Source organism: Mesorhizobium qingshengii, assembly GCF_027563465.1.
GTDB classification, from domain to species: Bacteria; Pseudomonadota; Alphaproteobacteria; order Rhizobiales; family Rhizobiaceae; genus Mesorhizobium; species Mesorhizobium qingshengii_A.
This window is the reverse complement of sequence record NZ_JAPFQA010000012.1, coordinates 1-14,082: the sequence shown is the minus strand read 5'-3', so window position 1 is coordinate 14,082 and position 14,082 is coordinate 1. Positions and strand designations below refer to the sequence as shown.

At 64.0% G+C, this 14,082-nt stretch carries 15 protein-coding genes; 14 read left to right on the top strand and 1 reads right to left on the bottom strand.

The window, feature by feature from the left end; genetic code table 11:
• The first annotated feature begins 9 nt into the window (after positions 1-9).
• The 7 genes from OOJ09_RS22645 to OOJ09_RS22615 all read left to right on the top strand — a co-directional run bounded on the left by OOJ09_RS22645 (position 10) and on the right by OOJ09_RS22615 (position 6,255).
• Positions 10-981, top strand: coding sequence for a thiamine pyrophosphate-dependent dehydrogenase E1 component subunit alpha (locus tag OOJ09_RS22645; protein WP_269907339.1), 972 nt, complete (start codon positions 10-12; stop codon positions 979-981).
• Position 982: 1 nt separating this feature from the next.
• On the top strand, positions 983-1,957 hold the full coding sequence (locus OOJ09_RS22640; RefSeq protein ID WP_269907338.1) for an alpha-ketoacid dehydrogenase subunit beta: 975 nt from the start codon (positions 983-985) through the stop codon (positions 1,955-1,957).
• A gap of 11 nt (positions 1,958-1,968) precedes the next feature.
• A complete protein-coding gene (locus OOJ09_RS22635; RefSeq protein WP_269907337.1) occupies positions 1,969-3,258 on the top strand; it encodes an acetoin dehydrogenase dihydrolipoyllysine-residue acetyltransferase subunit in 1,290 nt (429 codons plus the stop codon).
• Between the two features lie 105 nt (positions 3,259-3,363).
• Positions 3,364-3,687 (top strand): NIPSNAP family protein, encoded by a 324-nt coding sequence (locus OOJ09_RS22630; RefSeq protein WP_269907336.1) that lies wholly within the window; start codon positions 3,364-3,366, stop codon positions 3,685-3,687.
• A gap of 1 nt (position 3,688) precedes the next feature.
• Complete coding sequence (locus tag OOJ09_RS22625; protein ID WP_269907335.1) at positions 3,689-4,558, top strand: hypothetical protein; 870 nt, start codon at positions 3,689-3,691, stop codon at positions 4,556-4,558.
• Positions 4,558-5,481, top strand: coding sequence for a 3-hydroxyacyl-CoA dehydrogenase NAD-binding domain-containing protein (locus OOJ09_RS22620; protein WP_269907334.1), 924 nt, complete (start codon positions 4,558-4,560; stop codon positions 5,479-5,481). The genes OOJ09_RS22625 and OOJ09_RS22620 overlap by 1 nt, the downstream gene beginning before the upstream one ends.
• A gap of 24 nt (positions 5,482-5,505) precedes the next feature.
• Positions 5,506-6,255 carry an SDR family oxidoreductase gene (locus OOJ09_RS22615; RefSeq protein ID WP_269907333.1) on the top strand — a complete coding sequence of 250 codons (750 nt, stop codon included), beginning with the start codon at positions 5,506-5,508 and terminating at the stop codon, positions 6,253-6,255.
• Positions 6,256-6,267: 12 nt separating this feature from the next.
• Here the strand turns inward: OOJ09_RS22615 and OOJ09_RS22610 are convergent, their stop codons facing one another.
• Entirely contained in the window at positions 6,268-7,035 is a 768-nt protein-coding gene (locus OOJ09_RS22610) for a pyrroline-5-carboxylate reductase family protein (RefSeq protein WP_269907332.1), read from the bottom strand.
• A gap of 110 nt (positions 7,036-7,145) precedes the next feature.
• Between OOJ09_RS22610 and OOJ09_RS22605 the strand changes: the two genes are divergently transcribed.
• From OOJ09_RS22605 to OOJ09_RS22575, 7 genes are all read left to right on the top strand, one after another.
• Positions 7,146-7,919 (top strand): GntR family transcriptional regulator, encoded by a 774-nt coding sequence (locus OOJ09_RS22605; RefSeq protein WP_269907331.1) that lies wholly within the window; start codon positions 7,146-7,148, stop codon positions 7,917-7,919.
• Between the two features lie 140 nt (positions 7,920-8,059).
• On the top strand, positions 8,060-9,172 hold the full coding sequence (locus OOJ09_RS22600) for a branched-chain amino acid ABC transporter substrate-binding protein (protein ID WP_269907330.1): 1,113 nt from the start codon (positions 8,060-8,062) through the stop codon (positions 9,170-9,172).
• Between the two features lie 127 nt (positions 9,173-9,299).
• On the top strand, positions 9,300-10,250 hold the full coding sequence (locus tag OOJ09_RS22595) for a branched-chain amino acid ABC transporter permease (protein WP_269907329.1): 951 nt from the start codon (positions 9,300-9,302) through the stop codon (positions 10,248-10,250).
• Positions 10,250-11,245 carry a branched-chain amino acid ABC transporter permease gene (locus tag OOJ09_RS22590; protein ID WP_269907328.1) on the top strand — a complete coding sequence of 332 codons (996 nt, stop codon included), beginning with the start codon at positions 10,250-10,252 and terminating at the stop codon, positions 11,243-11,245. The genes OOJ09_RS22595 and OOJ09_RS22590 overlap by 1 nt, the downstream gene beginning before the upstream one ends.
• Positions 11,242-12,072: an ABC transporter ATP-binding protein gene (locus OOJ09_RS22585; RefSeq protein WP_269907327.1), complete on the top strand. Its 831-nt coding sequence runs from the start codon at positions 11,242-11,244 to the stop codon at positions 12,070-12,072. Before OOJ09_RS22590 ends, OOJ09_RS22585 begins: the two co-directional genes overlap by 4 nt.
• Positions 11,996-12,745 carry an ABC transporter ATP-binding protein gene (locus OOJ09_RS22580; RefSeq protein WP_269907326.1) on the top strand — a complete coding sequence of 250 codons (750 nt, stop codon included), beginning with the start codon at positions 11,996-11,998 and terminating at the stop codon, positions 12,743-12,745. The genes OOJ09_RS22585 and OOJ09_RS22580 overlap by 77 nt, the downstream gene beginning before the upstream one ends.
• Entirely contained in the window at positions 12,738-14,027 is a 1,290-nt protein-coding gene (locus OOJ09_RS22575; RefSeq protein ID WP_269907325.1) for an NAD(P)/FAD-dependent oxidoreductase, read from the top strand. The genes OOJ09_RS22580 and OOJ09_RS22575 overlap by 8 nt, the downstream gene beginning before the upstream one ends.
• The last annotated feature ends 55 nt before the right edge of the window (positions 14,028-14,082 follow it).

Genomic DNA, 14,082 nt, shown 5'->3' with positions numbered 1-14,082 from the left:
GAGATATCAGTGAAAAACACTCCTTCCGTCGAACAGCACCTGGAAATCTATCGCCGCATGCTGCTGGTGCGGCATCTGGAAGAGAGCCTTGGCGCGCTCCACAAGGAAGGCCGCACGCGCGGTCCGATCCATCGCTGCGACGGCCAGGAAGCCGTCGGTGTCGCGGCCACGGCGGCGCTGGACACGGGCGACAAGGTCGCCACCACCCATCGCAGCCATGCTGTCTATATCGGCAAGGGCATGGCCATGCGTCCCGTGGTTGCCGAAATCCTTGGCCGCGCCACCGGCGCCTGCGGCGGGCGCGCCGGCCACATGCTGATAGCCGATGCCGAAAAGGGGGTGATCGGCGGCAACGCCATCGTTGGCGCGGGCATCCCGGCGGCAACCGGCATGGCGCTGTCCATGCAAATCCTTGGCAACGGCAATGTCGCGATGTGCATCTTCGGCGACGGCGCAGCCCAGACCGGCATCTGCCACGAGGCGATGAACATGGCGGGGCTGTGGAAGCTGCCCGTCGTCTTCGTCCTCGAGCACAACCAGTTCGGCTTGACCGTCCCATCCGACGTCCAGTCGCCGGTCGAGGATCTGTCGATCCGCGCCGCCGGCTATGCGATGCCCGCCGAGATCGTCGACGGCAACGACGCGGTCGCCGTCTACCGCGCCGTGTCGGCGATGGTCGAGCGTGCCCGGCGCGGCGAGGGTCCCGGCATGGTTGAATGCAAGACCTACCGCATCGAAGGGTTTTCCACCTCCGACATGGGCGGTTACCAGAAGCCCGAGGACATCGCCGCCTGGAAAGCGCGCGACCCTTTGCTCGTCTCTCGCAAGGTGCTTTTGGGCAAGGTCGGCGAGGCCCAGCTCGCCGCGATCGAAGCGGCGGCCAAGGCCGAGGTGGCCGAGGCTTTCGAGACCGCGTTGTCCGATCCGATGCCGGAATTTTCCGTCGACGAAGCCTGCAACCCCTATAGCGAGGCGCACTGACATGGCCATGATGCGGTACGCCGAAGCGCTCAACGCGGCGCTGCGCGAAGAAATGCAGGCCGACCCCTCCGTCTTCCTCTTCGGTGAAGACATCGGCCGCTATGGCGGCGTCTTCAAGGTGACGAAAGGGCTGATGGAGGAATTCGGCGAAACACGGGTGCGCGACACGCCGATCTCCGAACAAGCGCTGACCGCCATGGCCGTGACCGCCGCCATGACCGGTACTCGTCCGGTGCTGGAAATCATGTATGCGGATTTCATACCGCTGACGCTCGACGCGCTGGTCAACCAGGCCTCGATCTACAACTACATCTGGAACGGCCAGGTGAAGATGCCTTTCGTGCTGCGCACGCAGGGCGGCGGCGGGGCCGGTGCCGGCGCGCAACACTCCAAGGCGCTCGATTCCATGCTCGCCCACATACCCGGCATCAAGGTGGTTGCCCCTTCTACGCCCGCCGACGCCAAGGGCATGCTGAAGGCCGCGATCCGCGACGATCAGCCGGTGGTCTTCCTCGAACACAAGCTGCTCTACAACACCCGCGGCGAGGTGCCGGAGGGTGATGTGACGGTGCCGCTCGGCAAGGCCGCGACCATGCGCGAGGGCAGCGATATCTCGATCTTCGCCACCTCCAAGATGGTGGTCGAGGCGTTGAAGGCCGCCGACCTGCTGGCCGCTGACGGCGTTTCGGCCGAAATCGTCGACCTGCGATCGCTGCGCCCGCTCGATGTCGACGCCATCGTCGCCTCCATCTCGAAAACGCACCATGCCGTGGTGGTCAACGAAGGCTGGCGCTTCTGCGGCTACGCCGCCGAGCTTTCGGCAACGATCATGGACCACGCTTTCGACGATCTCGACGCGCCGGTCGCGCGCGTCACCTTGCCGGACATGCCCATCCCCTATTCCGAACCGCTGGAAACGGCGATGCTGCCGAATGCCGAAAAGATCCGTACTGCGGCGCTGAAGACGCTGAAGTGACGGAGGCGGCGATGACAACCTATCCGATCACGATCGACAGCGCCGGCGGCGAATACATGGAAGCCGTGCTGGTGATCGCCTGGGCAGTGAAGCCAGGCGATCCGGTCAAGGCCGGCGATCTCATCGTCACCGTCGAGACAGCCAAGGCGGCGACAGAAATCGAAGCCGACCGCGATGGCTGGCTGGCGGAAATCTTCTTCGCCGAGGGCCAGGAAGCGCCGGTGGGCGCCGTGCTCGGTACGATTGCGGATGAGAAGCCTGGCCCCGCTCGCCAGCCTCCGGCCGCGCAAGCCACGGCAACTGAGGCATCCCGTGCGCCCGGGCCCGCACACACCCCTACCTCCGCCAATCAGACCGGCAGCCGTGCAATCGCCAGCCCGCTTGCCCGGCGACTTGCCGTGGCGGCCGGGCTCGACCTTGCCACCATTTCGGGAAGCGGCCCTCGCGGGCGCATCAAGAAGCGCGACATCGATGCCAGACTTGCCGCCCTCGCGAATGAACATGACGGCATGGTCCAGCGGACTCCAGCCGCAATCCAGACAGCGTCCGTTGCAGCGCCGGCGCTGGCCAGACAGGCAGTGCCGGTGGTCCTCATCCATGGCTTCGGGGCGGACCGTTCCGTATGGCGGCAGGTCGTCCCGTTGCTCGGGCCGGGGATCGAGACAATCAGTCTCGACCTGCCCGGCCACGGTAGCGAAGCCACCAGGACGGCGAGTACCATCGAAGAGATCGCTTTCCTCCTCTCCGATCAGCTGGAGGCTATGGGCGTGGGCAATGCCCATCTCGTCGGCCATTCCCTGGGCGGCGCCGCGGCTCTCGCGCTCACCCGGTTTGGCCGCCTCGCCGTGCGTTCGGTCACGCTTCTCGCACCCGCTGGGCTTGGCCCTGAGATCAATGCAGGCTTCCTTGCCGGCCTTGCACGCACGACCACGGCGCAGGCCCTCGAGCGGTGGCTGACGGTCATGGTCGGCGCCCCCTCGGCCTTGCCAGGTGGTTTTGCGCAGGCTGCACTCAGGCAAATGGAAAAGACCGGCAATCGCGAAGCACTCGCGGCGATGGCCGAAAGCCTGTTCCCGGACGGCACCCAGGGCTTCGACCTGGCGACCGCGCTCGCCGAACTCGACGTCCCGGCGCGGATGATCTGGGGGAAGCTGGACCGGATTGTCCCGGTCGCCCATGCGGCCCGCGCGCCAGGTTTCGTCGCCGTTCATCTTTTCGATGGCATTGGCCATGTACCGCAGATAGAGGCGCCGGCGCTTACAGCCCGGCTGATCTCCGAGACCGTGCGCAGCGCCGGTTGAGCCGGCAGTTCGCTTGATCCCGCGGATCGGTCGCGGGAGACGGACAAGACCACGTTACGCCGGCGTCGAGGACGCCGGAGCAGGATGCCAGAAGGAGTGCCCAGGATGATCTTCGACCATCGCACCTACACCGCCCGCCCAAACAAGCTGTCGCATTTCCTCACGCTCTACGAGGAGGTCGGCTTGCCGATGCAGCGACATTATCTGGGCGAGCCCTTCGGCTTCTTCCAGACCCATATCGGCGACCTCTCGCGCACCGTGCATCTGTGGAAATATGAAAGCCTTGCCGACCGGGAAGAGCGGCGCGACCGCATGGAAGCCGATCCCGAATGGCAGGCCTATCGGCGCAAGGTGATCGAGACCGACTACCTTCTCGACATGCGCAACCAGATCCTCAAACCTGTCTCCTTTTTCAATCCCGGAAAGTAAGATGGACCTGATTTTCTCTGCCGAGGGGCGCAGCTGGCCGCTACGCCTTACCGGCGATGCCGACCGCACCCGCGATGCGCTGCTTTCGGTCCTGCCCATGCGCCTGCAGCTCCATACGCCCAAGATCGCCGGCAGCCATATCTATTGGCATGCGCCCTTCGTGGAGGATGTGGAGGGGGCCACGCATGTGCTTGCCGCGGCCGCCGGCGCCTTCATCTACTGGCCGGTGCGGCAGTTCCTCGAAATCACCTTCGCACCGCTCCAGGCGGAAAATGCCGAGATCACCGTTCTTGGCCATCTCGACGCGCCGGTGGAAGGCATTGCCGAGCTTGCCGCGACACTGAAGCGGGACCAGGGCCGCCGCATCCTGGAAGGCACACTTGGCAGATCGGATGGCAGCGCGCCGGAGCCGTCGGCGCCATCGCCGCTCCCGCAGGATATCATCGCCGCGCGCAAGGCGTTGTGGGCGGCTTGTCCCGTCGATATCAGCAATGTCACCGCCTCGCGCGCGATCATGCACCCGGCCGGTCCCGTCTTCACGGCGGAGTCGGAAGCGCGGGTGCTGCACGAATTGCTGTGGTGGATACGCGCCGAGCGCGGCAGAAAGGACGAGGTGGTGCTGCGCCAGGTGGCCGCGCTGGCGCTCGACAAGACCGCGACCCGCCTGCGCGACTTCTGCCACATGGAGGAAACGCCGGCCCTGCTTTTCCGGCTCAAGGCGGCGATGGGCGACGGCTATCCTTTCGATGCCCTGATCGACGAGGCGATCCTGGTCGCTGGCCGGATCGGTGCCTGGCTCGATCTCCTGATCCCGTGGAACGACCTCAACGAGGCCTTCCGCGCCGCGCTTGACGGAAGGAGGGCCGGGTAATGGAAAAGCTGACCATCGGCATTGTCGGCTTCGGCGTGATCGGTCAGCGCTGGACGGCCTGCTTTGCCCATGCTGGCCACGCGGTGCATGTGTTCGATCCGACGGAGCGGCGCGAGGCAGCTTTCAGCGAGGCGCTGCCCGCACTCATGGCCGATCTCGACGCGTTGAAGGGACCCTCGTCCGCGCCCGGTGCGATCCGTCTTTTCCCGACGCTCGCCGAGACGCTCGAAGACGTCGATTTCGTGCAGGAGAACGGCCCGGAAGATCTGCCGCTGAAGCGCAGGCTGCTGGCCGAGATCGAAGGCCATGTCGGTGATGAGGTCGTCATCGCTTCCTCCTCCTCGGCCCTGCTGGTGTCCGACATGCAGGGCGAGTGCCGTCGGCCCGGCCGCATCGTGCTCGGTCATCCCTTCAACCCGGCGCATCTGATGCCGCTGGTCGAGATCGTCGGCGGCAAGGCGACCGATCCACAAGCGATCGCCCGGGCACGCGCCATCTATGAAGCAATCGGCAAGAAGCCGGTGACGCTCAACCGGGAAGTGACCGGCCATATCGCCCTGCGCCTGATGGGCGCGATGTGGCGCGAGGCGATCGCGCTGGTGCGCGACGGCGTCGCCTCCGTCGAGGACGTGGATCGTGCCTTCATGTATGGGCCGGGTGCGAAATGGACCCTGCAAGGCTCGTTCATTTCCAACAGCCTCAACGCCGATGGCATCGGGGACTTCCTGCGCAAATATGGCCCGACCTATCAGGCGATCTGGGACACGCTGCTCGACGCGAAGCTCGACGACGAAACGATCCGCGCGATCACGGCTTCGACAGATGCGGCGGTGGATGGACGCAGCCAGGACGAGCTGAAGGCCGCGCGGGAGGCTGGCCTGGTCGGCATTCTGAAAACGGTGGCCGAACGCGGCGCGCTCTAATCGTCACGGTTCAGGAGAACGGCAATGAACTACCGCACTGCCCTCGTGACCGGTGCCTCGAAGGGCATCGGCGCGGCGATCGTCGAGAGCCTGGTCATGGAAGGCTTGACCGTCCATGCGCTGGCGCGCAACCACGACGCACTGCAGGTCCTGCAGGCGCGGCTCGGACCAGGCGTCAAGCCGCTTGTCGCCGATGTACGCGACATCGAAGCGATCGCCTCCGCACTCGGTTCGACGGAAATCGACGTGCTGATCAACAATGCCGGGGGTCTGGCGACCGTGCGCCCCCTTCATGAGCAAAGCGCTGAGGAAACAGCCGAGGTGGTGGCGCTTAACCTCACCGCGCCGTTGCAGCTCATCCGTCTGTTGCTGCCTGGCATGATCGCGCGCAAGCGTGGCCACATCTTCAACCTGACCAGCACGGCGGCCAGCGCCGTCTTTCCCGGCACGACAACCTACGGGGCGGCCAAAGCCGGCCTTTCCCAGGCCGGCCGCATCTTGCGCTTCGATCTCGCGGGCACCGGCGTGCGGCTGACCGAGATCGCGCCTGGCCGCGTGGAAACGGATTTCTACCTGAAGGCCTTCGACGGCGACCGCGAGGGCCTGCGCAAACGCATGTATTCCGAACAGCGGCCGCTCGGCCCGGCGGACATTGCTGCGGTGCTTGTCGCCGCGCTGCGGATGCCGGACCATGTCGACATCGCCGAACTGACCATCGCGCCAAGCGAACAGGCAGCCGGCGGCCAGGTCTATCCACCCGCGCCGCAACGATAAGCGCGCGTGGCCTCAACGAGGCCTCGCATCAGCCCGCCCTGTCAATTTGTCGAGCACCGCCGCGCAAGCCTCCTCCCAGGCTGCTGGCACGCTGCGCGCCGAAAGAACTTGCAGGCCTCGCTCGGTGATGCCACCCGGTGTCACCAGCTCTTCGAGCATCTGGTCCATCGGTTCGCCCTTCTCCGCGATCAGCCGCCCGGCCGCCACGAAGGTCAAGGCCGTCAGCCGGCGGGCGATTGCCGGATCGAGACCTTCGGCACTCGACCATTCGGCCGTCTTGCGGATCAGATCCTGCGCCCAGCCATAGACGGCGGCGCTGACCGTCGCCACTTCGAAGTCCGCTTCGCTGGCGAGAGCGATCGCGGGGCCGAGCCGGTCGAGAACCGCCCGCGCCTGCTCAAGGTCGGGGAAATAGACTGTCGGGCTGGCGGCAATCTCGGAGGCGGTGAACGGCATGGCGCGCACGGCGCGCGCGGGCGCGACCTCAAGCCGTGACAGCGGCACGCCGGCGCAAACCGAAACCACAAGCTGCCCCTCGCGCCAGGGCAGGCCCATGACCGTCTCCGGCGCTTGAGCCGGCCGTACAGCGACGATCACGATATCGGCCCGCTCGACGAGATCGCGATTGCCGGCCGCCAGCCGAAAGCCGTGCCGGGTGGCAAGCGCCGCGGCCTTGCCGCGCGGAGACAATAGTATCGTTTCAGGATCGAGCCCGGAACGCAGGAAGCCAGCCAGCATGGACGCCGCCAGATGCCCGACGCCAAGAATGCCTATGATCATCGTTGTCTCCCCGGTAGCAACCTGCGGCTTGCCATTCACATGAAGTTGGGAAAGAAAGAGGCACCGTAAAGTGTCGACACAGCCTGCAGACAAATCAGATTGGAATCTTCATGACCGAACGAGCCGAGACCAGCGCCGACAGCGACCTGTCCCTCGCGAATGAGGCCGAGACGCGCCGCAGCGCCGACAGCAGCGAGCGCGCTTACAACATCATCCGCAAGCTTCTGGTCGAGTTCAAGCTGAAGCCTGGCGAACGCATCAACGAGGTCCAGCTTTCGCGCAGCCTCGGCGTGTCGCGCACGCCAATCCGCGAGGCGCTGAACCGGCTCGCTTCCGAGGGCTTCGTTTCGCTCACGCCCAATCGCGGTTTCTTTGTCAGGAGCCTCAGCACCGAGGGTCTGCTCGACCTTTACGAACTGCGCTCCATCATTGAATCCGCTGCTTTCAAGCTGATGTGCGAGCGCGCGGAAGACAGCGAGATCGACCGTTTGCGGCAGTATTGGGAGGCGATCGTCGATGGCTATCGCGACCAGCCGCCGGACATCATCCTGGCCGAGGACGAAGGCTTTCATCTGCTCATCGCCGAACTGTCCGGAAATCCGGAACTCGTCGGCCAGCTCGCCTCCATCAATGCGCGCATCCGCTTCATCCGCCGCATCCAGATCGAACACCCCTCGCATGACAAGGCGCAGATCACCTCTCACTCGGCGATCGTCGAAGCCGCCGTCAAGCGGGATGCCGAGAACGGCGCGAAACTGTTGCGCGAACATATCGAAATGACCGTCTCCGCGACGCAGCAGGCGCTCAAGGACGCCCTGCTCAAGGTTTTCGCACCCGACAACGGCGCCGACCTGAAGCGCCGGCGACGGGCTCGCGACGCATAATCGATATCTGAGCACAAAATTGAACGCAATAGTGTCGACACTTTCTTGACGACGGTCTCTTTGTCTGCTTCGATGGGTTCCAAGGGAGAGAAGACCGGAACGGCCGCTCCTGTCGTGACCAGTAGCCAAGGGGAACCATCATGAGGAAATTCACCGCCACGCTCCTTCTCGGAGCATCGCTCTTCGCAGGCCCGGCCATGGCTGAGCAGACCACGATTGGTCTCTCCGCTCCACTCTCTGGCCCGCAGGCTTATTTCGGCACCACATGGCATAACGGCTTCAAGCTCTATATCGACAAGCTGAACGCCGAAGGCGGGGTCAATGGCGTGACCATTGCCTACGAACAGGAAGACGACAAGGCAGATCCGCGCGAGGGAACGCTCGTGGCGCAGAAGTTCTGTGACAATGCCCAGGTGGTGCTTGGCCTTGTCAACTTCAATTCCGGCGTCGCCCAGTCCACCCTGCCGATCTACGAGGATTGCTCGTTGCCGACGATGACCTTCGGCTCCAACCCTTCGCTCACCAAGCAAGGCTACAAGTTCATGGTGCGCCCGGTCGCGAACGATCTGGCGGGCGCGCTGCTGCCGGCTGAATACGCGCTCGGCAAGCTTGGCGCCAAGACGGCCCTGATCGTCAACGACAAGCAGGTGTTCGGGCAGGGAATCTCCGAGATCTTCGCCAAGAACTTGCAGGATGGTGGCGGCAAGGTCCTCGACACGATTGCCGTCGCGCCGAGCGACGTGGACTTCGCCGCCGTGCTGGCGCAGATCAAACCGAAGAAACCCGACGTGATCTATCTCGGTGCCGTCATGCCGCAGCTGGCGCTCTTTGCAAAGCAGATGCACGAGCAGGGCATCACTGCCACGCTGATCGTGCCCGACGGTGGCTATACACCGGACTTCATCAAACAGGCTGGCGAGCCCAACGTCCAGGGCGCGCTCGTCGCCATCCAGGTGCCGCCGATGGATGCCTCACCGGCGATCGCCGATTTCGCCAAACTCTACAAGGCCAAGTACGGCGAGGACGCCGGCCCCTACTCGATCTACGGCTACGTGCAGGGACAGATCCTCGAACAGGTGCTCAAGACAACCAAGGGCCTGACGCGCGAGGACATCAACGCGGCGCTGCACGCGGTCAAGGTCAAGACCGCCGTGGGTGAACTGGAATTCGACGACACAGGCGAACTCAAAGTCGCCCCATCCTACCTCTACAAGGTGGAGGGGTCGGCCTTCCAGCTTGTCGGCTCAAAATAGCAGCCAGGCGCGGGAGCCGCCTGCCTTTTGAAGGCGGCTCCTCTTGCCTCTTGACGGCCGCGCCTGACAAGAATGCGATGGCCGTTTCGACCGGTCGATCGAAACTCATTGCACAGGACGCCAGCCCATGCTGGGAAACCTCATTCAGCAGACGGTCAACGCGTTGACCATCGGCTCGATCTACGCGTTGATCGCGCTCGGCTACACCATGGTCTATGGCGTGTTGCGCATGATCAATTTCGCCCATGGCGAGATGTTCATGCTCGGCGCCTATGTTGCCTTTCTGGTCCTCAGCGTGCTCGTTGGCGATGTCGGCATGGCGGGCGCGATCGCGCTTACCGTGGCCTTTCTCGTGGCTATCTTCCTGGTGGGCTTCATCGGCGTCGGCATTGAACGCGTCGCCTACAAGCCGTTGAGAAACTCCACCCGGCTTGCGCCGATGCTCTCCTCGCTTGGCGTTTCGCTCTCGCTGGTCACTGGCATACAGATTCTTGCCGGGCCACAGCCGGTCGCCTTTCCGAGCTTCTTCCCCGTCGTCCGTTACGAGGTGATGGGGGGCACAATCACCTCGATGCAGATCGGCATCCTCGTTGCCGCCTTCGTTTTGATGTTCGGCCTTTATTTCCTCGTCAACCGCAGCCGCATCGGCATCATCGTGCGCGCCGTGTCGGAAAGCCGCCCCACCGCACAGCTTCTCGGCATCAACGTCAACGGCGCGATCTCCATGGTGTTCTTCGTCGGCCCGCTGCTCGGCGCGGCGGGCGGCATCCTCTATGCCAGCTATTACGGCATCATGTCGCCGTCCATGGGTGCCGTCATTGGCCTGAAGGCCTTCACAGCGGCGATCCTCGGCGGCATCGGCTCCATTCCCGGCGCCATGCTTGGCGCCTTCATCCTCGCTTTCGTCGAAGTTGGCGGAACCGCCTTGCTGCCCATCGTCACCCATGGCGTGCTGGGCACTGAATATCGCGACGTGCTCACCTTCGCCATCCTCATACTCGTGCTTCTCGTTCGTCCCGCCGGCATATTGGGCGAGGCCGTGTCCGAGGAAAGCATCGTGTACAAGAGGGAATTCTGATGTCCGTCGCCGAGACCCTCGCTGCTGTCAGGCCGCGTTCAAGCCGGGCCGTCGCGTTCCTTGTCTTTGCCATCGCCATCGCGCTGATCGCGGCGACGCCCTTCCTGCCCAACTACTACATCCGCGTCATCGACAGCCTGCTGATCTACATCCTGCTCGGCATCGGGCTGAATATCGTCATCGGCTATACCGGCTTGCTCGATCTCGGCTTCGTCGCCTTCTATGCGGTCGGTGCATACAGCTACGCACTGCTTGCCAGCCCCCAGCTCGGCCTGCATTTGCCCTTCCTGCTCATTCTGCTCGTCGCCGCCTGCCTTGGCGCGATCACGGGCATTTTGCTTGGCATTCCGGTGTTGAGGCTGCGCGGCGACTATCTTGCCATCGTCACACTCGGCTTTGGCGAGATCGTCCGCATCATCATCAACAATCTCGACTGGCTGACCGGCGGGCCGAAGGGCATAGCCCGCCTCGACAAGGCTTCGATCCTAGGCATTCAGATCGCGCGGCCCGTCGATTTCTTCTGGCTCTTGCTCGTTGTCGTGCTGCTGGCCGGCCTTGTGGCCTGGCGGCTGGAGCGTTCCATCCTCGGCAAGGCCTGGGCAGCGATCCGTGAAGACCAGGACGCCGCGCGCGGTATCGGCATCAATACGACCAACGCCAAGCTTGCCGCCTTCGCCACCTCCGCGACCATCGGTTCGATTGCAGGAGCAATCTTCGGTGCCTCCCAGCGCTTCGTCAGCCCGGAAAGTTTCACGCTTCAGGAATCCGTGCTGATCGTGCTGATGATCGTGGTCGGCGGCATCGGCAACATTCTCGGCATCGTCGCCGGCGCGGCAATCCTGATCCTGCTGCCGGAGGTGCTTCGCGAATTCGCCGAATGGCGCATCCTGTTCCTCGGACTGTTGATGATCTTCCTGATCATCGTACGCCCGGCCGGCATCGTTCCACGCAGCTTTGGGCCAGACAAGCTCATCCGGAGGCTGATCGGCAAATGACCCTCGCCTTTGACAGACTGCGCAAGGAATATGGCCAGGTCGTCGCCATCGACGACGTGACGGCCTCTTTCGCCCCCGGACTGATCCACGGTGTGATCGGACCCAACGGCGCAGGCAAGTCGACGCTCATCAACATGACCGCCGGCTCCTACACCGTCTCCTCCGGATCGATCGTGCTCGACGGAAAACGCCTCGACAGGCTCAAGAAATATCAGATCGCCAATTCGGGAGTCGCCCGCACGTACCAGAACATCCGTCTCTTCGACCAGATGACGGCGCTCGAAAACCTCGAGGTCTGCTTTTATCCGACCGATGTCGGAGGCACCTGGAAAGAAGTGCTGTGGCCGCCCTATGCCTCGTCCCGGCGCGACCGTCGGCGCGAGAAATGCATGGAGATCTTGCGTTTCTTCGATCTGCAAGGCCATGCCGACGCGGAAGCAGGCAGCCTGCCCTATGGCCGGCAGCGCATGCTGGAAATCGCCCGCGCGCTGGTTTGCAATCCCCGTGTGCTGCTGCTTGACGAGCCCGCCGCGGGGCTGAACCATCACGAGACGGCGGAGCTGACCGCCAGGCTCGCCGCCCAGCGCTCGCCCGACCGGATCACGATCATCGTGGAGCACGACATGGATCTGGTCATGGCGCTCTGCGACAACATCATCGTCATGCATCACGGAAAACTGCTCTTTCAGGGCACACCCGCCGAGGTGCAGGCCAGCACCGACGTCCAACTCGCCTATCTGGGAACCGCCAATGACATCGACGACATCCGAGCCGCTGCTCAGGATCGCCGGGCTCAGCTCGGGATACGGACGCGTCGGCGTTCTTGAAGGCATAAACATCGACGTCGATCCGCACGAGATCGTCGTTGTTCTTGGCCCCAATGGCGCCGGCAAGACGACGCTGCTCAACTCCATCTCCGGCGTTGCGCGTCCGACCGCCGGCAGCATCACCTTCGAAGGGCGCGACATCGCCGGCATGCGGCCGGAGCAGGTCGTGCGTCTCGGCATCACCCATTGCCCGGAAGGCCGCCAGATCTTTCAGCGGCTGACGGTGGAAGAAAACCTGGTCGCCGCCCATATCGGCCGCGGCGGCAAGAGCTTTGAAGCGCTGCGCACCGAGGCCTTCGACCTCTTTCCGGTGCTGAAGGAGCGGCGCAATGGCATGGCAAGCCGCATGTCCGGCGGCCAGCAGCAGATGCTTGCGATTGGTCGGGCGCTGATGGCCGAGCCGAAACTTCTGATGCTCGATGAACCGTCTCTCGGCCTTGCCCCGAAGATCGTTCACCAGATCTTCCGCATCATCCTCGACCTGTCGCGCAACGGCATTTCCATCCTGCTTGTCGAGCAGAACGTTCAGCTCGCGCTTGAATGCGGCGACTACGCCTATCTGTTGAATACGGGCAAGGTGAAGCTTCACGCCCCCGCACAGGAAATGGCCGAGCATTCCGCGCTGAGCGAGCACTATCTCGGCGGGGCAAACACGGACGTTCTTCATGTTTGAGGTCGACTGGAAGACGCCGCATCTCTGGCGCAAGATCGCAAATTTGCGTCAGACGGCGCCGGCGCTCCAGGGTGATTTGAAGACCGACGTACTGATCGTGGGCGGGGGCTTCACCGGCATGGCCGCGGCACTCGGAGCGCGCGACAGCGGCGTCGATGTTATCCTCCTAGAAGGCAACGAGATCGGTTCAGCGGCGTCCGGCCGCAACAACGGCCTCGTCATCTCACACCATTCCAAGGCATCACCCTCAGAGTTCGAAGCGGCATACGGAAAGACCGTTGGCACCCGCTACAACCGCATGGTGGCGGATGCGGCCGGCGTCGCCTTCGGCCTGATGCAGCGTTTCAACATCGATGCGCACCAGGTGCAGGAAGGCTGGATCCAGCCCGCGCACACCGAGGCGACGCTTGCCCGTACGCGCCAGTTCTACGAGGAATGGAAGGCCTTCGGCGCGAATGTCTCCAGCCTTGACCGCGCCGAAGCCACCGCACGCATCGGCAGTCCCTATCTCGGCGGCTGGATGGTTCACAATTCGGGCCATATCAATCCGTTTGCCATGACCGTCGGCCTCGCGGCCGCGCTGGAGCGCGAGGGCGTGACCATCTGCGAGAACTCCCGTGCAACGCGCATCGAGAAAGTGGAAGGCGGCTGGCGCGTCTTCACCGCGTCGGGAAGCGTCACCGCACCCGAGGTCGTGCTCGCGACCAACGCGCTGACCGGCAACATCTGGCCAGGTCTCAAGAAGACGCTGGTGCCGCTCAAGGTGTTCCAGGCGGCGACCAACCCGCTGCCGGAGGACGTGCGCGCGAAAATCCTTGTCGGCAATCCGGCCGTATCCGACATGCGCAATGACATCCGCTATTTCCACTATGACCGCGACAATCGGCTGGTGAGCGGGGGTACGCATACATTCTGGTTTGACGAAGCCGATCGCGGCCGGACCAAGGTCTCGCGCATGCTGGGCAAGGCATTTCCAGCGTTTGGCGGCGAACCGGAGATGGTGGAATATTGGCACGGGACTTTCGCGGTGGTGCCCGACCGCAGGCCGCGCCTTTATCGCCTGGCGCCCGGCCTTGTGTTTGGTGGCGTCTATTCCGGCCGTGGCGTGGCACTTTCGATGTCGCTTGGCCAGGACATCGGCCGCTGGGCGGCAGGCCGGCGTACGGACGGGCAGATGCCGCTGCCGGTCACCAACATGAAACCGGTCCCGTTCCATCCGATAGCGGTGCAGGTCGCCAACCGCATGCACGCCTGGAACCGCTTGCAGGATCAAGGCTCTTAGAGCCCTTGGCCCCGGCTTTAAAACAAAGAAAGCCCGGTCGGCTTTTTGGCTGGGC

What these genes read in the sequence shown, in the direction of transcription:
- OOJ09_RS22595 (WP_269907329.1), top strand. Translation starts at nt 9,300, where the DNA reads ATGCTGGGAAACCTCATTCAGCAGACGGTCAACGCGTTGACCATCGGC.
- OOJ09_RS22625 (WP_269907335.1), top strand. Translation starts at nt 3,689, where the DNA reads ATGGACCTGATTTTCTCTGCCGAGGGGCGCAGCTGGCCGCTACGCCTT.
- OOJ09_RS22640 (WP_269907338.1), top strand. Translation starts at nt 983, where the DNA reads ATGGCCATGATGCGGTACGCCGAAGCGCTCAACGCGGCGCTGCGCGAA.
- OOJ09_RS22580 (WP_269907326.1), top strand. Translation starts at nt 11,996, where the DNA reads ATGACATCGACGACATCCGAGCCGCTGCTCAGGATCGCCGGGCTCAGC.
- OOJ09_RS22635 (WP_269907337.1), top strand. Translation starts at nt 1,969, where the DNA reads ATGACAACCTATCCGATCACGATCGACAGCGCCGGCGGCGAATACATG.
- OOJ09_RS22610 (WP_269907332.1), bottom strand. Translation starts at nt 7,035, where the DNA reads ATGATCATAGGCATTCTTGGCGTCGGGCATCTGGCGGCGTCCATGCTG.
- OOJ09_RS22615 (WP_269907333.1), top strand. Translation starts at nt 5,506, where the DNA reads ATGAACTACCGCACTGCCCTCGTGACCGGTGCCTCGAAGGGCATCGGC.
- OOJ09_RS22620 (WP_269907334.1), top strand. Translation starts at nt 4,558, where the DNA reads ATGGAAAAGCTGACCATCGGCATTGTCGGCTTCGGCGTGATCGGTCAG.
- OOJ09_RS22600 (WP_269907330.1), top strand. Translation starts at nt 8,060, where the DNA reads ATGAGGAAATTCACCGCCACGCTCCTTCTCGGAGCATCGCTCTTCGCA.
- OOJ09_RS22575 (WP_269907325.1), top strand. Translation starts at nt 12,738, where the DNA reads ATGTTTGAGGTCGACTGGAAGACGCCGCATCTCTGGCGCAAGATCGCA.
- OOJ09_RS22605 (WP_269907331.1), top strand. Translation starts at nt 7,146, where the DNA reads ATGACCGAACGAGCCGAGACCAGCGCCGACAGCGACCTGTCCCTCGCG.
- OOJ09_RS22630 (WP_269907336.1), top strand. Translation starts at nt 3,364, where the DNA reads ATGATCTTCGACCATCGCACCTACACCGCCCGCCCAAACAAGCTGTCG.
- OOJ09_RS22585 (WP_269907327.1), top strand. Translation starts at nt 11,242, where the DNA reads ATGACCCTCGCCTTTGACAGACTGCGCAAGGAATATGGCCAGGTCGTC.
- OOJ09_RS22590 (WP_269907328.1), top strand. Translation starts at nt 10,250, where the DNA reads ATGTCCGTCGCCGAGACCCTCGCTGCTGTCAGGCCGCGTTCAAGCCGG.